This window comes from Candidatus Methylobacter oryzae (assembly GCF_003994235.2).
Lineage (GTDB): Bacteria > Pseudomonadota > Gammaproteobacteria > Methylococcales > Methylomonadaceae > Methylobacter_A > Methylobacter_A oryzae.
In genome coordinates this window covers 1-22112 of sequence record NZ_RYFG02000099.1, presented here as the reverse complement: position 1 = coordinate 22112, position 22112 = coordinate 1, and the positions used below count along the sequence as shown (strand labels likewise).

The following is a 22112-nucleotide window of genomic DNA, read 5'->3' as shown; positions in this document are numbered from 1 at the left end:
ATTTGTCTATTTATTATTCTCCGTACGAGCTAGTTTAATTGAGCTTTTATGTAACAGCAAACATCAAAATTTCGACCTGCTACAGGCTCTATTTCATGTGTAAAGAAACTCCCTGAGCGCACTAAAAGGCTGTTTTAACTATTTAAACTCACGCCTCAAGTTAATAAAGCTCACGAATATAAATAAACTTACTGCTCCCCTTATAAATACCAAAAGTAGCCCGGGCGGCCGGATTGACGTCGCCGACACCTTTCCAGTTAAACCTAAGATAATTGGGAACTGTCGCCGTAATATCCAATGTACCGCTATTGCCGCTACCGGGCGCGCGAAAGTTTAAATTAAAATCCCCTGCCAACGGCGGCTCGCGAAACTTATTAGCGCTCGTGCCTGCTACCGAATAACCCAAGCCGCTATTGCCGTTCCCGATACCGGTATCCCAAACGAATAACTCGGCAGGCACTAAGCCATCATCCGCGATCGGATCTGTGGCTACCAAGGAAATACCGGTCGTGCTTTGGTCATCGACATTCTTTATCCAACTATTGTTGTTCCAATATTCAGCGATCAACGGCATAGGCAGGTCCAACAATTCGGAACCAAACGCATTGGAGAGGCTCAGTCGCCCATAGCGCACGCTGGTTTCAAAAATCTTGCGCCGTAAGTCTGATTCAGGGACGGCAGCGGCAAACACGCAGCCCGCATTCTCAACGCCAGTTGCGACATTGAGATCGACGCAATGGGCCGTGTCGGTTGACGATTTCGGCGGCAATGTAACCCCGTCGGAATCCAGCGGTTTAGCCCCAAACTTCAAGCCGGGAGCATCATAGGGTCCATCCGGACTGATGTTGCGGCCAACGGCGGCGTATAGCGTGAAATAACTCCTGCCGCCGCTCCATCCCGGAATACCGCCGCCTGCCGTGGTTGTGTTACTTGGCGCCGTGCTGTTAGCGCTCGTGGTATCGAGAGCCAAGCGGCTAGTCAGCGAAGTCGCGCCGCTTATTGCGGACAACCCCATGCATTGATTGCCGCTGGTGCAAATCCAATTGGACAAATTTGTCGAACCTAAATTCACAACATCGAGTTTCGCGAAACTTGCTGCATAATTTTGCGTAATCCCGTTACCATGATTATAGGCCGTAACCGCCAGCACAAACTTCATCGGCTCATCCATGTAAGTAAAAGGGGTGGTTTGAAGTTCCGTGGTTTGCAGATCGCTGCGCGTCACAACCGATCCGCTAATGCCGAAATGATCGGGAATAAAGCGCCCAAACGAAACGGCTGTTTTATTGGCGATAGAACAGCCGATTTTGTTATTGGCATCGAACGTATCGGCCAGATAGGCATCATTAACGGTAGAAAGAACACAATCGCCGGCTCCCCGGTCAACCAACGTAAAACCATCGTCGCGGAATGCTCCGGCACCGGCATACAGATAGCCGGCCTCATCCCAAACAGCGTTATTACTTTGCGAAGGCGATGCATTTGCCTGTACTGCCGGACTCACTGTAAGACTTCCCACAGCTCCACCGCTTTGCAAACTTAAGGAATTAGTGGGTAATTGCGCACTCAGCTTGCCGGAATCCAGCGCCAGCGTGCCTGTATAAGCATCGGCAGCGCCGGTTGTAGTCGTGGCGCCGATCGTAAAAGCCGTACCCGCTTTAATGACAGGAGCAGAGATTGCCGAAGGCGCGGCTGCACTGGCGGTCGTCATCAATATCGCCGCGCCGGGCCGCACCGCGAAATTATCCGACGAACATCCCACAATACTAGGCGTCTGGTTCGCATCTGTCACACGGCAGCGCACGTCGGGATAAGCCTGACTGACTGTCATCGCGACGGCCGGCTTGCGTCCCGAATCGGCGGAACCAACGGTAAGCATCTGGGCAACGGCCGGACTAATGGCGGCGCGGCTGGCGCAAGCGGTTGCCCCTGAACCGTCCACCAATTCCACAGTGACATTCTTAGGCGTTCCGCCGGCAACCACATAATTGCTTTCAACTGCGCCCGAAGCATTCAACGCTACCACATCAAAGCTGAAAGGCGTTCCTGCCAGCTTGGTATAGAGTCTCGCGCTTCCGCCGCCATAGGGCGCGATAGCGGTTTCGACGCAATCGAAGTTAGCCCCTCCCGGGCAAGCCGAAATCAGCATATCGCAGCTCGCGGAATGGGTCACCGTATTCAAACAGCTGACCGGGATTGCATTCGCCGGCGCCGGAGAAATCGACGTTGCGTTGAGCGTATTAGTGCCGACGCCCAAAGACGTTACCGATTGATTCAGTAATCCAGTCCCTCCTATGCTGATAGCGATGCCGAAAGGCTGCAAGGTCGCCGTAATCCCCCCTACCGTCGCCAACGAACTGCATGCGATATCGGCACAGGCTTTGATAGTCAGGTTCTCGGCAGCGCAGGTCGCTCCTTCTCCATCATGCTCGATTTGAAGATGATCGAACACATTACAAGAACCGCTGCCGGGAAGAGAAATAGAAGCAATAGCCGACTGTGTTGCGGCATCAAAAATAATTCCCGTATTGTTGCCTAACTGTACGGCGCCGCCGCTTAATACCGCACCTTGGATAATATTGTTGTTACCGAATTCGATTTTGGTGTTGCTACCGGGAGCGTAAATAAGCCCGTTAAAATCAACGTCGGAATCACCGTTATTGGCGTTGCCGAACGTCAGTTGAGCATTGCTGTACGCGTAAACCTGTAGATTGGCTGTGGTACCAGGAGAATTAAAAAAACTTTGGTTTCCGGCTTGGAATGACGTATTGATAAAAATCCGCACCGGCCCCGAACTGACATTCAAAACAAAATTATTTCCTACATTCCATTTATCGACAAAATAATCGCCGGCCGACATGATCAGCGTATCCCCGTTTCCGGCCGATAACAGCTCCGAAATATAGTAGCTTCCGCCCGAGAAAGTGCTACTGCCATTAACCGTAACCTTGCCGTAGGACCCGGCCGCCAGCGTCCCGTCGCTTAGAGTGTTATCCGCCCCGCCTACGGCTGGAAATACAGCCGGCGAAAAACCCGGCAAAGTCGACTGACCAAGCGGACTCACGCCCAAGGTAGTTGTCATCGACGCGCCATTACCGCTAGTCGTTAGCGTTCCGGAAGAACTGGTAACATAACTATTATTACCGACGGAAAGACTGTCGATATTTGCAACCACAGGCGCGGCCACGGCTGCGCCGCCGGAATTGATAGTGGTCGGCACCGACACACACGTTCCTCTGGCCCCAGTTGCCCATCCGAACAAAACCGTCGTCAAAAAAATAGCTCTAACAATTAATTTCATCATCCATTTCCGTGATAAAGCCCAGCCAGCCTGCGTTCCCGGCATTAGGCAAAGTCCGTTCGCTCAAGCCAGTCACAACAACTCAATTATCCTTAACAAGTCGCTTTGGGCGTACAAAATTCCATTGTTGCGGTAAGACTCCGTTCAATATAGCCCAGACTGCCGACTGCGCCACCGCTGCCGGCCGTTGACACTATGCGATGAAGATAACTGATACCCCCCTCACTGTAGCTGGGCGGTAGGCTTGCAGAGCAATCCTCTTCGCTTACCTGCACGGAAAAACCATCAATATCGATAGTTGCCGAATGACACGTCGAACGAGCGGCATCCGATGCGTCAATGGTCGCAGCAGCCCATTCCAATCCCGACCGCGCCGCCCAATAGGCTCTCGACCCTTGTATATCCTGGGCCGATGTCAAATGTTGCGTATCGGAAAGTTTGACCATAAAAGCCCCTAACGCAGCCAATCCGATCAGCAAAAAGATAGCAGCCACCAACAGATAGCCTTGTTGATAATGTTTTGTCTGCATCATGGCGAATTGCCGATATGCGCTTCGTGGTACAGCCTGACAGTCTCTCCGCCGTCGGTGGTCATATTGATAGCCATCTGCACCAAGGCATTGCGCGGGTTGGAATGATCGTAGGCAAAATCACAGGAACTGACATGTTGTGCCAGTATTGCGCCTCCCGCCGCCGGACAGGAAATTGCATAACCATAATTACTGTTGCGGTAAAGCGTGCCGCCGTTACAGACAAAAGAAACAATATTTTCATTACCCGGAATGACCTGGAAACGCTTACTTGCTGAGGTCAACGGGAACTGTTTCGGGGCGGCTAGGATAATCTTAGTTTCGTTAGGCAAATCGCCCGTTCCTACGCCGGCGACTGTCGAGGTATTGTCGCCGTTATAAGCGTTCGCACCCGCAATACCCAAGTTATAGACCGCAATCTGATCGCCGGCCTGGATTTGCCGGTCGGCAGGAAGCGCGCTGTTGAGGCCGTACATGTCAAAACTGCCGTCAGCCGTAGTGAAATCCAAAGGATCGCCCTGCCCCGAATTGTTTTTCTGCGCCCGGTACCTTCCGCCGGTCTTGGTAGGAATAAATTCGATACACTGACGGTCGGCCGATATACGGACGCTGTTCGGCAGCGCCTTGCGAATGTCCCGCGCCATGCGCCGTATAACCGTATCCGCCTGATCGGTCAGCGCCGCACGGCGAACGCTGTCAATATAAGCATCTATAGGCTGCCTGATAAACGTTGCAATGATCGCTGCCAAAATCGCGGTTATCACAATCACGATAACGAGTTCAAGCAGCGAAAAGCCTTTTATCCGATTCCGAATGCGTTTCATAAAACGGCTGACTAATATTGCGCCCGGTAACCAGTCATATCGAGGCTTTCGCCATTACCGGCCGTTACCGTTACCGTGATTTTTTTCGCAGTAACGCCCAGTGTCGCCGAACCGTCGCTAACCGCGATATTAATCGCGTAATCGGATAAGCCTGCCGGCAAGTTGGTAATGCTTAGGCCGTTATAATCGTCTACATCGTCCAGCAGTGTCCTGTCCGGGCTAGGAGTACCTTCCACCACGTTAGGCAAGCCGTCCGGATCTTGATATTCCATCAGTAAAATCTCTTCCAGAATCGAATCCGCCAATGCCGCAGCTTGTTTGCGCACCAAAGGATCGGCACTGCGTTGCACGCTTAGATTCACCACGGAAATAATGCCGGCTAATCCGCCGCTTACGACCACAATAAACAATATCAATTCGATTAGCGTAAAACCGCGCTGCCGTACTCCATTAATGCACATAGCCGGTCTCTGCTTCAACGGTAATGGTTTGAGTCATGCCGGCGACTTGCCAGGTTTGGGTAGTCACGCTCGGCCGGCCTAGCGGATTAAAATTGAACCCCGCCGGTACGGACGCATAATTAACTCCGCCCTTGGCCGTCGCGGTATAAGGAATCGTTCCGTCAGGCCCGGCCAAGCCGGTATCGCAGGCTGACGAATACGCCGCGGAAGCAATCGTCAGGGTCGCGCTGTTCGATGTAAAAGCGATACAGACAGTTCGACGCTGCGCGATGGCCGATTTTTGCGCATACCGTAGCAACGAAAAAGTTTCGTCATAGAAACCGCGCGCCTCAAAATCTTTGGTATCGGAGAATTTAGGCGTGATAACCGCGCCTAAAATGGCCGCAATGGTCAGCACTATGATCAACTCAAGTAAAGTGAATCCCTGGGACGGTTTCATCGATTCGGCAGCATGACTGATCAAAATAAAACCGCGGTAAAGTTCCACGGCCTTATTCAATACAGATTTAAAAACGGCTAACTATTGAGCTTAACAACCGGTGTTCAATGTCGTATAGGTCGGCGCCGTGGTTGCAGTCGCGGGAGCATAAGTCACGCGGCAGGCTGTACCGCCATCGGCTGCGCCTTTATGAAAAATCACGTTGGTCGTAGTGCTGGTATCGAAATCGCTGGTCGATATATCCATCACGGCAACCAGATTGGTAACATTTGTGGCAAATCCGTAAACGGTGCTGATGCTAACGCCATTGACAGTGGGCGTTCCGCTTGCGCCCAACGCATTGGCAAGAGCCGCTTTGGCGTAGATGATACTGTTGGTCGCCCGCATCGATCCCTCGACGGCTTGTATGGCGACTTTTCTGGCATCCGAACCCAAATTCACAAACTTCGGTAAAGCCGTCGCCGACAAGATACCTAAAATGACGATGACCATAACCAGCTCGATTAAAGTAAAGCCTTGTTGTTTTGCAATAGTTTGTTGTTTCATTTTCAATACTCTGAAATGTTAAAAAATAATACGTGATCGAATAAGGGGTAAACCAAGTTATGAATAGTTTCAGGAGCGCTATTTATTAACCATAGCATTGATTGAACTTATACCCAAAGGGCATAAGTTTCGTTTGAGCAGACGAGCTGCTCAACTCAGCTTTATATCGATCAAATTGGATTCATCGGTCACGACAAAGCACAGTCAACACCCGGTCGTGGTAACAGCGCCGATAATCGGAGCTGCATTGGCGACCGGCTCGCTATACGTAAATGAGCAAGTGCTCGAAGAGCTGCCGCCGCGAACCTGAAAAGTCGCGACCGATCCTGCCGTGGTGTAATCATATCCCTCGGCCTGAAGCTCTATCTGGGTTGGATTAAATACCGTAGTCAGGCCCGCGGCAGTCAATATGCCGGGCGTACCTATCGCGGTAACTGCTGGATAACCGTTAACCAGATTGATAATACCGGCCTCGCTGCAGAGAGTACCGGTAGCGCCGCTGCTGTTATTAGCAGTACCGCCGCCGGCCGGGCAATTGGCCGTATCGGGCCTGCCGTTGCGCGCGAATAGAGTAGCATGAACCATCGTCGAAGCAGCCGCAACGCTGCCTCGTGCCGCATTCAGCTTGGCGATACGGGCATCGATCTGCAAGTTGGTCAAGCGAGGCAATGCCACTGCCGCCAAAATAGCCAGGATAACGATAACAACGACCAATTCAACCAAGGTGAAACCTAGGGATTTATTCATGCTTTTTAGTCTTATTTGTAGGGTTTGGTTGATCCGGAATTAGCATTGTCTCAGCTTGGGCGATGATTCTAGCACCGGCTTGAGCTTCCGTTAAGCGCTTGTATCAAGAGTTCGAGAAAAGTAAGAGAATTTTATTTGCAACGAGAAAAACTTAGATCATTTCGCATCTATTACATGTTCAGCTTGATCATCTTGCACTAAATCGATTCCTCCCATCGATCCTTGCGGCGCCCACTTCAACCCGGAGGTGCCTGCCACTCGATAGCGCACTTGACGGCCATCGCCGAAAACGTACACCAAACGCTTGGCTTTCGTATCGAAATACCAGACGGACCGGGCATCCGGCGGTGTTTCCGGAAATTCGCCGCTATAATTTTCCGGGCGCTCATTCAGCAATTGTAACGGGTTAGCATTAGCTATTTCGCTATTGGCTAGCGCTTGCCCTTTGACGTTACGATGGGCCCATAGCTCACGTAATCCCCAACGCATGCTGTTCAGGTCGGCTTCCAGCGCTGCCTGCTCGGCTTGGCTCTGTATGCGGTGAAGGCTAAGCAGCAATAGATACGTCAGGACGGCGATAATACTGACGGTAATTGCAAAATCGAAACGACTCGCACCGGCTTCCGGTATTTGGATTGCTTGCTTCATAAACTAGCCCTTATGTAACGCCACCTTCCCAAGATCCCAGATCGGCAGAAAAATGCCCAGCGCCAGCACAAGTATGAGTCCTCCCATAAATACCAGCAATATCGGCTCAATTTTGGCACTCAGGTTTTTGATCTCATATTCAACATCGCGTTGATACATATCGGCAATTTCCTCCATCAAATCATCCAGTTCGCCTGACTCTTCACCCACGGCAATCATTTGCAGCACCAGCGGATTAAAAACGCCGGTATTGGTTGCCGTGCGCAGAATCGATTCCCCCCGCTCAACTCCGGCGCGCATTTGCTCGACCTTCCCGGCGACAAACCCGTTATCAACGGTTTGCGCGACCAAGCTTAACGCATTGATGATCGGCACCCCGCTTTTACTGGACAAGGCAAAACTCCTGGCAAAACGCGCCAAGGTTGCCTTATAGATAATCGGACCGGCAATAGGCGCTGTTAATTTAAAAGCATCCCAGCGGTGCCGGCCATGGCTTGAGGCGATATACGCAAGAAATAGAGATGCCGCCCCTCCGAAACCGGCCACTAAATAAGGCCACGAACTCACCATAAAATGAGAAAAACCTAATAAAACACGCGTCATCAACGGCAACTCGGCACCCAGCTGTGCAAACACTTTAGCAAATACCGGAATGACAAATAGGTTAATAATAACAACCGCCGCGCTCATCGCTATCATCACAAAAGAAGGATAACGCAACGCTGATTTGATCTGGTCGCGCATGACTTTCTCAAATTCAAGATGATCGAATAAGCGCAAAAATACCTTATCCAGCATACCGGTCGTTTCACCGACCCGTATCATGCTGACATAGAAGCTGCTGAACACTTTCGGATGTTGGCTAAGCGCGGCGGATAATTCGCGACCGCTATCGAGGCTCAATCGAATATCGGCAATGACTTTCGCAAATGCTTTGTTTCTGGCTGATAGCACCAATCCGTTCAAGGCTGTCATCATCGGAATGCCTGCTTTAAGCAGCGTGTACATCTGCCGGCTAAACATCATGATGTCTGTCGCTTGTATACGTTCTTCAAACAGACCGTTGAAAAAATCGTTTGGGGCGGAAGGGTCCCGGCCGGGTAGAATCTCAATCGGGGTAATGCCGGTACTGAGCAACTGTTTCGCCAACGCATTAATGTCGCGACTTTCCAGCAGCCCCTTTACCAGCTCGCCTTTGCTATTACGGCCTTTGTATGAAAAAAATGGCATTTGTTGTTAATAATCGATCAGGTGGATAGCCGGCTAATCTTCAAACTGATTGGTAATACGCATGGCTTCCGAGACCGTAGTTCGCCCGGCAGCAGCCATTGCCGACGCACTGCTGCGCAAGGTTTTACCTGCCAACTGTTGGCGAGCCCGTCTGATAAACACACTCGTATCGCGTTGATTGGCGGCATCGGCCAGTTCGGAATTCATTTCCAATAACTCATAAACCCCTATCCGGCCTTGATAGCCGGTGCCGTTACAATGACTACAACCTTTACCCTGAACAAAACTATGCTGCTGCAAAGTATCATTTAATTCAAGTTTGAGCCACGCTTGTTCGAAAGGTTCCGGCGTATACGGCTGCATGCAACTCTCGCAGACAACCCGCACCAATCGTTGCGCAATGACGGCCAACAAGGACATGGCAATCATATACGGAGGAACGCCCATATCCATCAGGCGAATCGGCGAGCTGATCGCGTCGTTCGTATGCAATGTCGATAACACTAAATGACCTGTCATCGCGGCACGCAGACCAATCTGGGCGGTTTCGTGATCGCGCATTTCGCCTATCAGCACGATGTCCGGGTCTTGACGCAAAGCCGAGCGCAAGACTCGCGCAAAATCGAGTTCGATCTTTTCGTTGACTTGTACTTGGTTAATTCCGGGCAAGCGGTATTCAACCGGATCTTCGACCGTGATAATTTTGTTGGCGGAAGAGTTAAGCTCGCTAAGGGCAGCATAAAGCGTGGTGGTTTTACCGCTACCCGTTGGGCCGGTAACCAATATGATGCCGTCGGGCCGATGCAGCAATTTACGAAAGCGAACCAGCATCTCAGGCGCCATACCCAATTTTTCCAACGCAAAGCCCTGGGCATTTTGCATTAATAAACGCATGACCACAGATTCGCCGTAAATGGTTGGCATCGTGGATAAACGCACATCGATTGACTGCCGGCGCACTTTAATTTGAAAACGGCCGTCTTGCGGCAAGCGTTTCTCGCCAATGTCCAGGCCGGACATCAATTTAAGCCGCAACACCAACGCGGCCGCAATTTTTAAGTCGGCTTCAGTTTGTTGATGCAAAACGCCATCGATACGAAAACGGATATACAGTTTATTTTCTTGCGGCTCTATATGAATGTCGGAAACGCGCACCTGCACGGCATCTTCGAATACCGATCTCAGTAGTTTTACAACAGGCGCATCGGCTGCTTCAGCCGAGGCCAGCATTGCGTTGAGGTCGAGATTGTCGTCTTCCGACATATCGCTACGCAACTGCTCAGCCAGATTATTGATTTCATCGGTACGGCGATAAGATTGGTCTATCGCCATTAATAAATCGCCCTCTCGAACAACGGCGGGGCGAATCGTTTTTTTTAAAATACGGCTTAACTCATCCAGGCCTATTAAGTCGGTTGGATCGGCCATTGCCAGCAGAACATCGAATTCATTATTTTCCAACAACAAAACACTAAAACGCCGGGCCGCCGATTCAGGCAATAATTTAATAATTTCAGGGTTACGAGGATATTGGGCAATATCCAGGAACGGGATATTTAATTGCCGTGAAAGAAAATTTAGCAGCTCTACTTCCTTGATAAAATTTAAATTAATCAGAGCCCTGCCTAGTTGGCACCCGGTTTTCTTTTGTTCGGCCAACGCCGATATGAGTTGTTCTTGAGTGATAATCCGGTTTTGTACCAGCAACTCGCCAATGCGAATTTTTTTAGTTATATCCATGGGATAGTTGGTTAGTTATAGAGATTGTTGCTGAATCTAATGAGTGCCATTCGACAGCGGTTCCAGTGCCGCCCAGGCAACTGTTTTTTACAGTCATTAGCCGTTCAAATTTAGCACAGCCAGAATAATTTTCTGGTCGAAGCACAAAAGCAGATATTATTTTTGATGCAATAAAAAGCCCCGGTTGTTTCAAGAACAACCGGGGCTTTTATTCAGCTTAAAGCAACGGGGCTTTAAGACGGCAAGATTACATCATGCCGCCCATACCACCCATTCCGCCCATGCCGCCCATATCGTGGCCGGCATGACCGCCTTTGTCTTCGCTAGGCGCATCGGCAATCATCACTTCGGTAGTCAGCATCAAGCCGGCAACAGACGCTGCGTTTTGCAGTGCTGTACGCGTTACTTTGGCAGGATCCAAAATACCCATTTCGATCATGTCGCCGTATTGGCCGGTTGCCGCGTTGTAACCGAAGTTACCGGTGCCTTTTTTCACTTCGTTGAATACCACTGAAGGCTCTTCGCCGGCATTGGCAACGATTTGACGTAAAGGCTCTTCCATTGCACGGCGCAGGATGTTGATACCGACTGTTTGGTCGTGATTTGCACCTTCCAGTTTATCCAAAGCTGACAAAGCGCGAACCAATGCAGAACCGCCGCCGGCAACAACGCCTTCTTCAACCGCAGCGCGTGTTGAGTGCAGTGCGTCTTCAACGCGGGCTTTCTTTTCTTTCATTTCGATTTCGGTTGCTGCACCGACTTTAATCACAGCAACACCGCCGGCTAATTTAGCCAAACGCTCTTGCAGTTTTTCTTTATCGTAGTCGGAAGTCGCTTCGTCGGCTTGTGTGCGGATTTGCGCAACACGCGCTTTGATTTGTTCTTCGGAACCTGCACCATCAATAATGGTGGTGTTTTCTTTGCTGATTTGAACTTTTTTAGCTGTACCCAGTTGCGATAATTCTGCTTTTTCCAAGCTCAAACCAACTTCTTCAGAAATAACCACGCCGCCTGTCAGTACCGCGATGTCTTCCAACATAGCTTTACGACGGTCGCCGAAACCAGGCGCTTTAACAGCTGCCACTTTAACGATGCCGCGAATAGTGTTAACAACCAGAGTTGCCAACGCTTCGCCTTCTACATCTTCAGCAATGATCAACAACGGACGGCCGGATTTGGCAACGCCTTCCAATACAGGAAGCATGTCGCGAATATTGGAGATTTTCTTGTCGTAGATAAGAATCATTGGGTCGTCTAATTCGACGCTCATGTTTTCTTGTTTGTTGATGAAGTAAGGCGACAAGTAACCGCGGTCGAATTGCATACCTTCAACAACGTCTAACTGGTTTTCCAAGCCTGAACCTTCTTCAACGGTGATGACGCCTTCTTTACCGACTTTTTCCATTGCTTCGGCAATAATTTTACCGACTGAATCGTCAGAGTTTGCAGAGATGGTGCCTACTTGAGCAATCGCTTTGTTGTCGATGCAAGGCGTAGCGGAAGCTACGATCGCATCAACCGCTTTAGACACGGCTAAATCGATGCCGCGTTTTAAATCCATTGGGTTCATGCCCGCTGCGACGGCTTTCAAGCCTTCATTGACGATAGATTGCGCCAATACGGTTGCAGTTGTAGTACCGTCACCGGCGACATCGGAAGTGTGCGAAGCCACTTCTTTAACCATTTGCGCGCCCATGTTTTCGAATTTGTCTTTCAATTCGATTTCTTTTGCAACCGATACACCGTCTTTAGTGATGGTTGGAGCGCCGAAACTTTTGTCCAGAATCGCATTACGGCCTTTAGGACCTAAAGTCACCTTTACCGCGTTTGCTAACACATTTACGCCACGCGCCATACGGACACGAGCGTCATCACCAAATAATACGTCTTTTGCTGCCATTTTTATTCCTTAAAATATTTTATATGTGAATTTGATTAACGTATTCAGGATTAACCTAAAACGCCCATGATGTCTTCTTCACGCATAACGATGAGTTCTTCACCATCAACTTTAACTTCGTTACCGGCGTATTTGCCAAACAGCACTTTGTCACCAACCTTAACGTCCAGCGCGCGCACTGTGCCGTTGTCCAGCAACTTACCGTTACCTACCGCCAAGATAACGCCTTGGCTTGGTTTCTCGGTTGCAGAACCGGGCAATACGATGCCACCAGGGGTTGTTGTTTCTTCTTCGACGCGTTTGACTATAACTCTGTCGTGTAACGGACGTATTTTCATCAATATCTCCTAACATTTAATTAAAGGGTAAAATTGTTATTAGCACTCGCTAGTAATGAGTGCTAATGATAATGAGCTTTTGCAGAGTGTCAAGTTCTTTGGCATTATCTTGCTTCACAATACAGCATTAACATAACTTATGAACGACAACCAACTACTACGCTATAGCCGTCAAATCATGCTCCCTCAGGTTGATATTGAGGGCCAACAAAAGCTTCTTGCCGCTAATGTGCTGATTATAGGCGCAGGAGGACTTGGCTCTCCTGCTGCGATATATCTTGCTGCGGCCGGTGTCGGTAATATCGTTATTTATGATAATGACGTCGTGGATTTATCCAATTTACAAAGACAGATTGCTCATCACACTGCCGATATTGGGGCTGATAAGGTAATTTCAACCCGCCAAACGCTTAACCAGTTAAATCCCGATATCCAAGTAAGAGCTGTCAAACAAAGGCTGGAAGGCGAACAGCTGGAACTAGAGGTATCTCAAGCGGACGTAGTCCTGGACTGTAGCGATAATTTCTCAACACGCTTTGCGATTAACAACGCTTGCGTCAAACAGCAAACGCCCCTGGTTTCGGGAGCCGCGATTCGCTTTGAAGGGCAAGTGACTGTATTTACGCCGGGGCAAAATGACAGTCCGTGCTACAACTGTCTGTACAGCAGCGATGGCGAGGAGTTGCAAAACTGCGCGACGAACGGAGTTATAGCGCCTGTCACCGGCGTCGTCGGCAGTATCCAAGCATTGGAAGCGATGAAGCTGATAATGAATATCGGAGAAACTTTAACCGGACGGTTATTATTACTGGATGGTTTAACGATGGAATGGAATACAATGAAACTGCGGAAAAATCCTAACTGTCCCACATGCAACGTTTGATTGAGAAAAGCTTCCAGACAAATTACACCGCCTGGAAGCTTGCCGGCTCTTATTTTTTAGCCAACTTATCTTGAACGAATTTAATCGCTTTTTCTGCAAACTCGTTCACTACTGACGGACTGTCGCCATGCGGTTCAATATCTCCAAGCGGCTTGTCGCTAACCTTGGTAAACCTGTAAATGAAATAGCCCAACGGTGCGAACGCAAACGCTGCAATAAGCGTCATAACAATAAACAACTCTGTAACTCCACCCATAACCCCTCCTCTTTATTATTAAATATATTTAGTGTTTTTAAGGTGAATCCAGATAATACTCTCTTCCTGCTTTCGATCAAAAAACATCTTTCATAGACTATACAAATATATTTTAATTTAACTACTTATCATTATTTTCCTACACCCACCCTGCCGGAAAATAGTATAAAAACAGAATACTGTCCGCTTTGACCGACACCAAAAGTTGCGTAAAGAAATAGTTCATCGTATACTTCAAGCGAGCTTACTTGATCAAGCTAGCATAATAATTTAAACACTTCTGGAGGTTTACGATGAAATGGGAAACACCAAGCTATACTGACCTGCGTTTCGGTTTCGAAGTAACAATGTACATCTACAACCGTTAATCGGTTTAGACCCAAAAAGGGGCTCTTAATGAGCCCCTTTTTTTGCCTGATGTATTTTATTCCCGTATCATTCGGCCCTTATTCTCTTTTAGGTTACCTTATAAATTATGAAGATCAGAGTTCTCGGTTCCGGTGCCGGCGGCGGTTTTCCTCAATGGAACTGCAACTGCCATAATTGCCACCGCTTGCGGCACAATCAAATGAACGGCAAAGCCCGTACCCAATCCTCTATTGCAGTAAGCACCGACAACAGAAACTGGCTGTTGTTTAACACCTCTCCCGACATTCGCGCACAACTGGAAGCGTTTCCGGCAATCCAACCCAAAGAAGGCGTTCGCGATACCGGCATTAAAGCCATCATGCTGATCGACAGCCAGATCGATCACACCACCGGATTATTGATGCTCAGGGAAGGAAAACCGCTGGACGTTTACTGCACGGAAATGGTCAAGCAAGACCTGACTACCGGCTTCCCGCTATTTAATATGCTGGCGGATTATTGCACCGTTAATCACCACCCGATTCCCCACGACGGCAGCAGCTTTACCATTCCCGGCATCGATGACTTACGCTTTTATACTCAAGCCTTAAAAAGCAAAGCGCCGCCCTATTCTCCGCATCGGCACGATCCGCATGACGGCGATAATATCGGCGTTATCATCGAACAAATTTCTACCGGTAAAAAAGTATTTTATTCTCCGGGCCTCGGCGAGATAGAACCGCATGTGATGGCTGCGATGCAAGCCGTCGATTGTATAATGGTAGACGGTACCTTCTGGACCGATGACGAAATGTGCACGCAACATATCAGCCATAAAAAAGCCCGCGAAATCGGCCACTTGCCTCAATCCGGCGAAGGCGGCATGATAGAAGTATTGAACGGCGTTGCCAAAGCTCGCAAGATATTGATTCATATCAACAACACCAACCCGATCTTAGACGAAGATTCCGAACAGCGTAAGATACTGGATGCCGCCGGCATTGAAGTTTCCTACGACGGTTTGGAAATCGACTTATAAAAGGATGCAAACATGAGCAGCGATAATCAACCTTGGACCAGAGAACAATTTGAAGCCCAACTACGCGGCATGGAAAGCCACTACCATATTCATCACCCTTATCATACCCTGATGAACGAAGGTAAACTGACCAAAGCGCAATTGCAGGGCTGGGTCGCCAACCGCTTTTATTATCAGGTCTGCATTCCGATTAAAGACGCCAACATTCTGGCGAATTGCCCGGATCGTGAAACCCGCGCAAAATGGATACAACGTATTATGGATCACGACGGACATCCCGGCGATCCGGGCGGCATTGAGGCATGGATACAATTGGGCATCGCAGTTGGCTTGACGCGCGAAGACATTACCTCGTTAAAATTCGTGCTGCCGGGCGTGCGCTTTGCCGTCGATGCCTATGTTAATTTTGCCCGCAGAGCGGAATGGCACGAAGCGGCAAGCTCATCGTTAACCGAGCTGTTTGCGCCTAAAATTCACCAGCAACGTCTGGACAACTGGCCGGAACATTATCCCTGGGTCGAACAGGAAGGTTATATCTATTTCCGCAAACGCCTGACCGAAGCGCGGCGCGATGTCGAACACGGCCTGGCGATCACGCTGGACTGGTATAAAACCCGCGAGCAACAAGAGCGCATGATTCAAATACTGCAATTCAAGCTGGACGTGCTCTGGACAATGGCGGATGCAATGTACATGGCTTATATTCACGAGATGCCGCCTTATTTTAATATAAAGGCATAAAGCAAGCAGGAGGTTAGGCCATGCAATGGGCAGAAATTATCGATAGTCCGTATTTTAAAAACTTACCTTTTAAAATAGAATTGAATCGTTATGGCAAAATTGAAATGACCCCTGCCTCCAACAAACATGGTCGATTACAATCACACATCAGCGCTTTGCTTGAACGCAAACTCAAAAAAGGCGAAGCGCTGACCGAATGCTCCATTCAAACCACTGAAGGCGTAAAAGTTGCCGATGTCGCTTGGTGCTCCAAAGCATTTATTAAACAATACGGTTACGAAACGCCTTATTCTCGCGCTCCTGAAATTTGCATTGAAATTGTCTCGCCTTGCAACTCAAAAGAAGAAATGAATAATAAAGCTCAGCTCTATTTGCAAGCGGGTGCAGAAGAAACCTGGATTTTATGGGAAAATGGCATTGTAGATTATTACGATAAGACTGGAAAAATAGAACTGTCAAACTACGGCATTAATGTGACAATTCCAGTAAAATAAAGCCCCGCGACACACTACGGTAACGCCGTAAGCTCAGTGAACATCAGCTGCTCCGCTTTGCTACTTAAATATTTATTTCAACATGACCATAAACCCAGACCAAACCATTAAATTTTCCCCGCTGCATCGCCTGCAATGGGAAGAAGCCCAGCAAAAAAACGTTATTCTTTATCCTGAAGGCATGGTGGAACTTAACCAAAGTTCCGCGGAAATCCTGAAATTATGCGACGGCACCCGCAAGCTTGACCAGATCGTCAGCGAGCTGGAACAAAAATTTGCAACAACCGGTCTCGTTAATGACATTACCGCTTTCCTAGAGGTTGCTTTAAAAAATGGCTGGATCCAACAACATTAAAATCACTCCGCCGCGCTGGTTGTTGGCGGAACTGACTTACGCCTGCCCGTTACAGTGTCCTTACTGCGCCAATCCGATCGATTATGCAAAATATCAATCCGAGTTGGACACAGAAGACTGGAAGCGCGTGCTCAGCCAAGCCCGCCTTATGGGAGCAGTACAATTAGGCTTTTCCGGCGGCGAACCGTTAACACGCAAGGACCTGCCCGAACTCGTCAAATACGCCAGAGACTTGGGCTATTATTCGAACCTGATCACTTCAGGCTATGGACTGACCGAAAAAAAAATCGTCCAACTTAAAGAGGCTGGGCTTGATCATATCCAGGTCAGCATCCAAGCCAGCACGCAAGAGTTGAACGATCATCTGGCCGGCACCGAATCATTCAAACACAAAAAGGAAGTCGCGCGCTTGGTCAAAAAGCACGGCTACCCGATGGTCTTATGTGTGGTCATACACCGCGAAAACATCCATCAAATGCCGCAAATCCTCGAAATGGCCGAAGAATTGGGAGCAGACTACCTGGAACTAGCAAACACCCAATATTACGGTTGGGCGCATGCCAATCGCGACTTATTGCTGCCAACAAAAGAACAATTCGAACAAGCCGAGCAAATCGCCCAAGCTTTTAAAGAAAAAGTCGCCGGAAAGATGAAAATCTATTATGTGGTGCCTGATTTCTATGAAGACCGTCCCAAAGCCTGCATGAACGGCTGGGGAACGACATTCTTGACCATTGCGCCGGACGGCGTGGCCCTGCCCTGCCATTCGGCACGCGACTTACCGGGGATGGACTGCCCCAACGTGAAAGACTACAGCATTGAACAAATCTGGAACGAATCTAAAACCTTCAATTTTTTCCGCGGCTTCGAATGGATGAAAGAGCCGTGCAGCAGTTGCGATGAGAAAGAAAAAGATTTTGGCGGCTGCCGTTGTCAGGCTTATCTATTAGCTGGCGACATGTATGCCGCCGACCCGGTGTGCAGCAAATCGCCTAATCATCATGTTATTCAGGAAGCGATAGATTCAGCCAAAGCAAGCACCTTAGCCGGTAATGAAAAACCGTTAATTTTCCGCAACAGTAAAAATTCGCGCTTACTGTCTTAAAGTACCGCTTGACGAAATTCACCATGAAGACCGTTAATACCTTCATGGTGAACAAAAATGATCTATCCCTACAGTCCTTCCCAAGGCGTATACAAACCTTCGACATTCACCCCAAACATATCCAAAACACGGCCGACGGTCTCATCAACCATTGCCGCCAGTGAGTTTGATTTATTGTAAAAAGCCGGCATCGGCGGAAAGATGATACCGCCCATTTCGGTGACGCTTGCCATGTTTCTAATATGCACCAAGTTTAACGGCGTCTCGCGGGGCATAATGACCAATCGGCGGCGCTCTTTTAGCACTACATCGGCGGAACGTGAAATCAAGTTGTCGCCAAAGCCGTGAGCGACGGCTGACAGGGTTTTCATTGAACACGGCGCAATAATCATCCCTTCCGTTTTAAAGCCGCCACTGGAAATACTTGCGGCAATATCATCGATTCCGTGAGTCACGTCGGCCAGTTCGGCCAATTCGGCTCGTTTCATGCCCATTTCATGCTTTAGGTTCACTACACCGGCAGAAGAAATAACCAAATGCGTTTCCCATTGCTGCTGTGCCTGCAAAACTTGCAGCATTCTTACTCCATAAACCGCGCCGGTAGCGCCTGTCATGGCTATGATTAAGCGTTTTTTTTGAGTCATTTTATGTGGAACAAGAGGCTGATTTTGTAATCGAGTGCGGATTAGATTAGCAAATCAATAAATAACTGATGTTACGCACGGTTAACCAACTATCAGTGACTTACAAGCTTTTTTGGGTGCGTAAGTCATTGATTTGTAGTTATGGCTGCGTAACATCAATAAGTAAGAAAGCCATTGAAGCTTTGAAATCAGTACAAACCCGTGTGCTATTTCTCCGATGGAACAGAACTACTCTCCTGCCCTGACATCAAACTCAATCTTCCAACGACCGTTGTCATTTTGGGAAACAGCTTGTAATTCCAGCGTACCGACTTCGGTTACTGCTGCGCATAAATGCACCGGTACAACTTCGCCGGGTCTGCGGCCTTCTTCCGGTAAGGTAATTTCGATTTCATCCAACTCGTCCAGCTCTTCATCAGTCCAATAATCCAGGCGCATTCCAACTCTATCTTCGCGCCGGGTATGGGATGCAAAAAAGCGAAACCGTACCGGTTCTCCGATCACCAAACCGAACTCATCATCCGGCAATTCCTGCTGGGTACCTTCTTCCATGCCGAACGGTGCAATACATAAAGCCTGGATCTCAGGCGCCATGCCCGGTACTGCCGGCATCGCGCTTTCTATGCCGACATAATAAGAGGCTGCCGTACCGCCTTTAATACGAACACCTTTACCTTTGCGAACATAACCATAGTAAGCAGCACCACGGGCAACCGCCAGATCAAGATCGGCTCCTGCCAATAATCTGGCTTCGGGCGCTTGTTCTGCAGTCAACCATGAATTCAACACCTCCATTAACCGTTCGGCCAACGTCTCGGCTTTTAACACGCCGCCGTTAAATAACACTGCAGTGGGATGCAAGAAGCTTGCATGCTCCGGTAGATTGATGTCTTGAAGCTCGTCTGTAGCGCCTTGCTGTTTAGACAGAAAGGCTGCCAAATGACGAGTAATGGCTGCATCCTGGGCATAAGGTAAACCCGCCGTCCTTAAACCTGTGCGAGGCCGGCTGATCGGCCTGTCGCTGACCGCGACCCTAGGCAGGAAACCTTCAACCAATACGCGGTTGACTTCTTCCCTGGTTAACTCAGTACGCAGTGTGCCGCCGATTAAAGATGAGCCTCTGCTTGCGACCACTAGCGGAATATTATCAATCTGGGCATCGTTAAAGATTTTTTCTTTGGCATCGCGGCAGCTATGAGTCAAAGCCTGAATCTGCCAAGCCTCTAATCGTTTGCCATCCTTTTCCAGCTTGGCTTTTACGGTATAAGCCAAGGCCAAATCCATATTATCGCCGCCCAATAGAATATGATCGCCAACCGCCACACGAGTCAGTTCGAGATTACCTTCTTGTTGCGTAACTGCTATTAATGACAAGTCAGTAGTACCACCGCCGATATCCACTACCAAGATAATATCGCCGACTTCCGCTTGTTTGCGCCAGTCTCCATGGCTTTTCTCTATCCAGCTGTATAACGCCGCCTGCGGCTCTTCCAGCAAAATGGCTTGCCCCAAGCCCACCGCACGCGCCGCTTCAACCGTTAATTCCCGTGCTGCAGGATCGAATGATGCCGGCACGGTAATAACAACATCCTGTTGATCCAATGGCGTGTTTGGGTGCAAACTTTGCCAAGCATCGCGCATATGTTGCAAGTAAGCCGTAGTGGCCTGGAATGGTGAGACACGCTCAACTTCATCAGGCGCCTCGGCAGGTAGAATGGGAGCTTTGCAATCAACCCCCGCATGACATAACCAACTCTTAGCACTGGATACCAAACGTATCGGTGTTTTACTGCCTAAGTTACGGGCAATTTCACCAACCAGATAATCGGGGTCTGATGTCCAAGGTAATGAAGTAGAGCCTTCTGCAATCTCAACTTCATGAGCCTGATATAGAAATGACGGCAACTGTTGTTTGTCTTCAACCAAACCAGGAGAAGTCAGCTGCGGTATGTCCATAACTTGAGGAGAGAATTCATCATCGTCGATATTCTCCAGCTCAGCATAAGACAGAACACAGTGAGTCGTACCCAAATCGATACCGACTGAAAATCGTGTGCCATTTTGCGCTTGCTCAGCAGCAAAGTTTTCGTCAGACTGAACTTCCGGATCTATCGCAGCATTGTTTTCTTGGACGGTTTTCGGTTGGAGATTGAATAAATCCTTCATAACTCAACCTCAGCAGGAGCAACAATAGCTGCGTTATGCCCAGCTGTCAGTTTAGGCAGCCTGATATTGGTAATTTGCCAGCCTTTATGCACCAAGGTTCCGGTAAAAGGCGCGTTACCGACAATATTACCGGTTAACCGTACAGCCGCAGCATCAAAACCCTGAGTTAAAGTAATTTTGCTACCTTCCTGTTCACTACGAACGGCAGCCAAAGTGAAGTGCTCGTTGATGGCTTTATTACATCCTTCATGAACGACACGGGCGGCAACACCTATGTCGGCATCGCCGTAGGCCGCAATATCCTCTTTAATAAAATCGATAAAGCGTGCTTCTTTTTGCAACAAACCCAGCAATTGTAAAGCGGCATCCGGGGTTGCCTCTTTTAAGATAACAGGCTCCGGAGCAGGTGCATGTACAAGTTTTTCAACCTCGACAATTTTCTCTACAACTTTTACTATCGGTTCAGGTGTGGGAACAACGGGCTGAATGTCCGATTTCTTTTTGCTACGTGCCAGACTTATTACCATCGACAGCAATAACACAATTAAAATTAATGCCAATACGGCAACGGTACCTGCCAGACAAACATGCCACAAATCGAATGTAGTGGGCTTTAAAGTTAAATCGATTGCATAATTATTCATTATTTGGCTCTTTTAGTTATTATTGTTGTTGACCGGATTTGCGCGCAGCTTCACTAAACATCATGCCTTGCAGTACATTACGAGTGGTCTGCATACGCATCTGTTTTAAATGGCGGTCGGCAATAATATCCGGCACTTTTTCAGCCAGATAAATTTCACGCATTTGGGATAAGACTGACTCACACTGTTTCATGATGGCTTCAGTCGCCTTACGACTCTCCTGATCCTGATAAGTGGACTTTTGCATTTCACCTGCAACACACTTTTTATATTGATACTGAGCATCCTGAATTTTCTTAATTGTCGCATCAGAGAGAGTAGTATTGTGCCATTCATTTTTAGCATCATCAGCGAAAGCCGTTACTACCGACAACAAAATAGTTAAGAAAAGAATCTTCTTCATAGTATTTTCCGAAATTGTTAATAAAACTCTGAATACTTGATTTTACGCGAACTAAGCAAAAATAAATGACATTTCTCTAACGAGATTATGCTGATAAATTTCGTTATTATTAACATATGGCCAATTTTCTGAGTTTCAAGGGGCGGGGGCTTCTATTACCGTACTCTTCACCGTCTTATAACTGGGTCCCTAAACACGTCAAGTAAGCACGGAAGCAGGGGGAGCACCGTAAAAACAGTAGTCAAAAAAAAACCCAAGCGATTAAGCTTGGGTTTTTGGTTTTAGGCGCTTGGCAATTCCCTACTTTCGCATGGCAAACGGCCACACTAT

The 22112-nt window shown here is 48.5% G+C and carries 24 protein-coding genes; 7 read left to right on the top strand and 17 right to left on the bottom strand.

What is annotated here, in order from left to right; genetic code table 11:
• Positions 1 to 160: 160 nt before the first annotated feature.
• From EKO24_RS12060 to EKO24_RS12005, 12 genes are all read right to left on the bottom strand, one after another.
• Positions 161 to 3304, bottom strand: coding sequence for a DUF6701 domain-containing protein (locus tag EKO24_RS12060; RefSeq protein WP_127029230.1), 3144 nt, complete (start codon positions 3302 to 3304; stop codon positions 161 to 163).
• 89 nt (positions 3305 to 3393) lie between these two features.
• Positions 3394 to 3834 carry a hypothetical protein gene (locus EKO24_RS12055; protein ID WP_127029229.1) on the bottom strand — a complete coding sequence of 147 codons (441 nt, stop codon included), beginning with the start codon at positions 3832 to 3834 and terminating at the stop codon, positions 3394 to 3396.
• Positions 3831 to 4655, bottom strand: a complete 825-nt coding sequence (locus tag EKO24_RS12050) for a prepilin-type N-terminal cleavage/methylation domain-containing protein (protein WP_127029228.1) — start codon at positions 4653 to 4655, stop codon at positions 3831 to 3833. Before EKO24_RS12050 ends, EKO24_RS12055 begins: the two co-directional genes overlap by 4 nt.
• Before the next feature lie 11 nt (positions 4656 to 4666).
• Complete coding sequence (locus EKO24_RS12045; RefSeq protein WP_127029227.1) at positions 4667 to 5116, bottom strand: type IV pilus modification PilV family protein; 450 nt, start codon at positions 5114 to 5116, stop codon at positions 4667 to 4669.
• Positions 5106 to 5615, bottom strand: coding sequence for a prepilin-type N-terminal cleavage/methylation domain-containing protein (locus EKO24_RS12040; RefSeq protein ID WP_143733218.1), 510 nt, complete (start codon positions 5613 to 5615; stop codon positions 5106 to 5108). The genes EKO24_RS12045 and EKO24_RS12040 overlap by 11 nt, the downstream gene beginning before the upstream one ends.
• A gap of 30 nt (positions 5616 to 5645) precedes the next feature.
• A complete protein-coding gene (locus EKO24_RS23405; RefSeq protein ID WP_127029225.1) occupies positions 5646 to 6101 on the bottom strand; it encodes a type II secretion system protein in 456 nt (151 codons plus the stop codon).
• A gap of 204 nt (positions 6102 to 6305) precedes the next feature.
• Positions 6306 to 6848 (bottom strand): prepilin-type N-terminal cleavage/methylation domain-containing protein, encoded by a 543-nt coding sequence (locus EKO24_RS12030; protein ID WP_127029224.1) that lies wholly within the window; start codon positions 6846 to 6848, stop codon positions 6306 to 6308.
• 156 nt (positions 6849 to 7004) lie between these two features.
• Positions 7005 to 7496 (bottom strand): hypothetical protein, encoded by a 492-nt coding sequence (locus tag EKO24_RS12025; RefSeq protein WP_127029223.1) that lies wholly within the window; start codon positions 7494 to 7496, stop codon positions 7005 to 7007.
• Positions 7497 to 7499: 3 nt separating this feature from the next.
• The gene (locus EKO24_RS12020; protein WP_127029222.1) at positions 7500 to 8726 is read right to left on the bottom strand and encodes a type II secretion system F family protein; all 1227 of its coding nucleotides are present in this window, start codon (positions 8724 to 8726) and stop codon (positions 7500 to 7502) included.
• 33 nt (positions 8727 to 8759) lie between these two features.
• Positions 8760 to 10466 carry a GspE/PulE family protein gene (locus EKO24_RS12015; protein ID WP_127029221.1) on the bottom strand — a complete coding sequence of 569 codons (1707 nt, stop codon included), beginning with the start codon at positions 10464 to 10466 and terminating at the stop codon, positions 8760 to 8762.
• 247 nt (positions 10467 to 10713) lie between these two features.
• The gene (gene groL, locus EKO24_RS12010; RefSeq protein ID WP_127029220.1) at positions 10714 to 12366 is read right to left on the bottom strand and encodes a chaperonin GroEL; all 1653 of its coding nucleotides are present in this window, start codon (positions 12364 to 12366) and stop codon (positions 10714 to 10716) included.
• A 50-nt stretch (positions 12367 to 12416) separates the two neighbouring features.
• Positions 12417 to 12704 (bottom strand): co-chaperone GroES, encoded by a 288-nt coding sequence (locus EKO24_RS12005; protein WP_127029219.1) that lies wholly within the window; start codon positions 12702 to 12704, stop codon positions 12417 to 12419.
• 139 nt (positions 12705 to 12843) lie between these two features.
• Here EKO24_RS12005 and EKO24_RS12000 point away from each other — a divergent pair, with 139 nt between their 5' ends.
• Positions 12844 to 13587: a HesA/MoeB/ThiF family protein gene (locus EKO24_RS12000; RefSeq protein WP_127029218.1), complete on the top strand. Its 744-nt coding sequence runs from the start codon at positions 12844 to 12846 to the stop codon at positions 13585 to 13587.
• A 49-nt stretch (positions 13588 to 13636) separates the two neighbouring features.
• Here EKO24_RS12000 and EKO24_RS11995 read toward each other — a convergent pair whose 3' ends face one another.
• Positions 13637 to 13843: a hypothetical protein gene (locus tag EKO24_RS11995; protein WP_127029217.1), complete on the bottom strand. Its 207-nt coding sequence runs from the start codon at positions 13841 to 13843 to the stop codon at positions 13637 to 13639.
• A gap of 293 nt (positions 13844 to 14136) precedes the next feature.
• Here EKO24_RS11995 and pqqA point away from each other — a divergent pair, with 293 nt between their 5' ends.
• The 6 genes from pqqA (at position 14137) to pqqE (ending at position 17925) form a co-directional block, all read left to right on the top strand.
• Positions 14137 to 14211 (top strand): pyrroloquinoline quinone precursor peptide PqqA, encoded by a 75-nt coding sequence (gene pqqA / locus EKO24_RS11990; RefSeq protein WP_006892363.1) that lies wholly within the window; start codon positions 14137 to 14139, stop codon positions 14209 to 14211.
• Positions 14212 to 14318: 107 nt separating this feature from the next.
• Complete coding sequence (gene pqqB / locus EKO24_RS11985; RefSeq protein WP_127029216.1) at positions 14319 to 15230, top strand: pyrroloquinoline quinone biosynthesis protein PqqB; 912 nt, start codon at positions 14319 to 14321, stop codon at positions 15228 to 15230.
• A gap of 12 nt (positions 15231 to 15242) precedes the next feature.
• On the top strand, positions 15243 to 15971 hold the full coding sequence (pqqC, locus tag EKO24_RS11980) for a pyrroloquinoline-quinone synthase PqqC (protein ID WP_127029215.1): 729 nt from the start codon (positions 15243 to 15245) through the stop codon (positions 15969 to 15971).
• 20 nt (positions 15972 to 15991) lie between these two features.
• Complete coding sequence (locus EKO24_RS11975; RefSeq protein WP_127029214.1) at positions 15992 to 16465, top strand: Uma2 family endonuclease; 474 nt, start codon at positions 15992 to 15994, stop codon at positions 16463 to 16465.
• 82 nt (positions 16466 to 16547) lie between these two features.
• Positions 16548 to 16820: a pyrroloquinoline quinone biosynthesis peptide chaperone PqqD gene (pqqD, locus tag EKO24_RS11970; protein ID WP_127029213.1), complete on the top strand. Its 273-nt coding sequence runs from the start codon at positions 16548 to 16550 to the stop codon at positions 16818 to 16820.
• A complete protein-coding gene (gene pqqE, locus EKO24_RS11965; RefSeq protein WP_127029212.1) occupies positions 16798 to 17925 on the top strand; it encodes a pyrroloquinoline quinone biosynthesis protein PqqE in 1128 nt (375 codons plus the stop codon). Before pqqD ends, pqqE begins: the two co-directional genes overlap by 23 nt.
• Positions 17926 to 17993: 68 nt before the next feature.
• Here pqqE and EKO24_RS11960 read toward each other — a convergent pair whose 3' ends face one another.
• The 4 genes from EKO24_RS11960 to EKO24_RS11945 form a co-directional block, all read right to left on the bottom strand.
• Positions 17994 to 18569, bottom strand: a complete 576-nt coding sequence (locus tag EKO24_RS11960; protein ID WP_127029211.1) for a UbiX family flavin prenyltransferase — start codon at positions 18567 to 18569, stop codon at positions 17994 to 17996.
• 228 nt (positions 18570 to 18797) lie between these two features.
• Complete coding sequence (locus tag EKO24_RS11955) at positions 18798 to 20735, bottom strand: Hsp70 family protein (RefSeq protein WP_127029210.1); 1938 nt, start codon at positions 20733 to 20735, stop codon at positions 18798 to 18800.
• On the bottom strand, positions 20732 to 21379 hold the full coding sequence (locus EKO24_RS11950; protein ID WP_127029209.1) for a DUF2760 domain-containing protein: 648 nt from the start codon (positions 21377 to 21379) through the stop codon (positions 20732 to 20734). The genes EKO24_RS11955 and EKO24_RS11950 overlap by 4 nt, the downstream gene beginning before the upstream one ends.
• A gap of 19 nt (positions 21380 to 21398) precedes the next feature.
• Positions 21399 to 21782 carry a hypothetical protein gene (locus EKO24_RS11945; protein ID WP_127029208.1) on the bottom strand — a complete coding sequence of 128 codons (384 nt, stop codon included), beginning with the start codon at positions 21780 to 21782 and terminating at the stop codon, positions 21399 to 21401.
• Positions 21783 to 22112 lie beyond the last annotated feature (330 nt).

What these genes read in the sequence shown, in the direction of transcription:
- EKO24_RS12060 (WP_127029230.1), bottom strand. Translation starts at nt 3,304, where the DNA reads ATGATGAAATTAATTGTTAGAGCTATTTTTTTGACGACGGTTTTGTTC.
- EKO24_RS12055 (WP_127029229.1), bottom strand. Translation starts at nt 3,834, where the DNA reads ATGATGCAGACAAAACATTATCAACAAGGCTATCTGTTGGTGGCTGCT.
- EKO24_RS12050 (WP_127029228.1), bottom strand. Translation starts at nt 4,655, where the DNA reads ATGAAACGCATTCGGAATCGGATAAAAGGCTTTTCGCTGCTTGAACTC.
- EKO24_RS12045 (WP_127029227.1), bottom strand. Translation starts at nt 5,116, where the DNA reads ATGTGCATTAATGGAGTACGGCAGCGCGGTTTTACGCTAATCGAATTG.
- EKO24_RS23405 (WP_127029225.1), bottom strand. Translation starts at nt 6,101, where the DNA reads ATGAAACAACAAACTATTGCAAAACAACAAGGCTTTACTTTAATCGAG.
- EKO24_RS12030 (WP_127029224.1), bottom strand. Translation starts at nt 6,848, where the DNA reads ATGAATAAATCCCTAGGTTTCACCTTGGTTGAATTGGTCGTTGTTATC.
- EKO24_RS12025 (WP_127029223.1), bottom strand. Translation starts at nt 7,496, where the DNA reads ATGAAGCAAGCAATCCAAATACCGGAAGCCGGTGCGAGTCGTTTCGAT.
- EKO24_RS12020 (WP_127029222.1), bottom strand. Translation starts at nt 8,726, where the DNA reads ATGCCATTTTTTTCATACAAAGGCCGTAATAGCAAAGGCGAGCTGGTA.
- EKO24_RS12015 (WP_127029221.1), bottom strand. Translation starts at nt 10,466, where the DNA reads ATGGATATAACTAAAAAAATTCGCATTGGCGAGTTGCTGGTACAAAAC.
- groL (WP_127029220.1), bottom strand. Translation starts at nt 12,366, where the DNA reads ATGGCAGCAAAAGACGTATTATTTGGTGATGACGCTCGTGTCCGTATG.
- EKO24_RS12005 (WP_127029219.1), bottom strand. Translation starts at nt 12,704, where the DNA reads ATGAAAATACGTCCGTTACACGACAGAGTTATAGTCAAACGCGTCGAA.
- EKO24_RS12000 (WP_127029218.1), top strand. Translation starts at nt 12,844, where the DNA reads ATGAACGACAACCAACTACTACGCTATAGCCGTCAAATCATGCTCCCT.
- EKO24_RS11995 (WP_127029217.1), bottom strand. Translation starts at nt 13,843, where the DNA reads ATGGGTGGAGTTACAGAGTTGTTTATTGTTATGACGCTTATTGCAGCG.
- pqqB (WP_127029216.1), top strand. Translation starts at nt 14,319, where the DNA reads ATGAAGATCAGAGTTCTCGGTTCCGGTGCCGGCGGCGGTTTTCCTCAA.
- pqqC (WP_127029215.1), top strand. Translation starts at nt 15,243, where the DNA reads ATGAGCAGCGATAATCAACCTTGGACCAGAGAACAATTTGAAGCCCAA.
- EKO24_RS11975 (WP_127029214.1), top strand. Translation starts at nt 15,992, where the DNA reads ATGCAATGGGCAGAAATTATCGATAGTCCGTATTTTAAAAACTTACCT.
- pqqD (WP_127029213.1), top strand. Translation starts at nt 16,548, where the DNA reads ATGACCATAAACCCAGACCAAACCATTAAATTTTCCCCGCTGCATCGC.
- pqqE (WP_127029212.1), top strand. Translation starts at nt 16,798, where the DNA reads ATGGCTGGATCCAACAACATTAAAATCACTCCGCCGCGCTGGTTGTTG.
- EKO24_RS11960 (WP_127029211.1), bottom strand. Translation starts at nt 18,569, where the DNA reads ATGACTCAAAAAAAACGCTTAATCATAGCCATGACAGGCGCTACCGGC.
- EKO24_RS11955 (WP_127029210.1), bottom strand. Translation starts at nt 20,735, where the DNA reads ATGAAGGATTTATTCAATCTCCAACCGAAAACCGTCCAAGAAAACAAT.
- EKO24_RS11950 (WP_127029209.1), bottom strand. Translation starts at nt 21,379, where the DNA reads ATGAATAATTATGCAATCGATTTAACTTTAAAGCCCACTACATTCGAT.
- EKO24_RS11945 (WP_127029208.1), bottom strand. Translation starts at nt 21,782, where the DNA reads ATGAAGAAGATTCTTTTCTTAACTATTTTGTTGTCGGTAGTAACGGCT.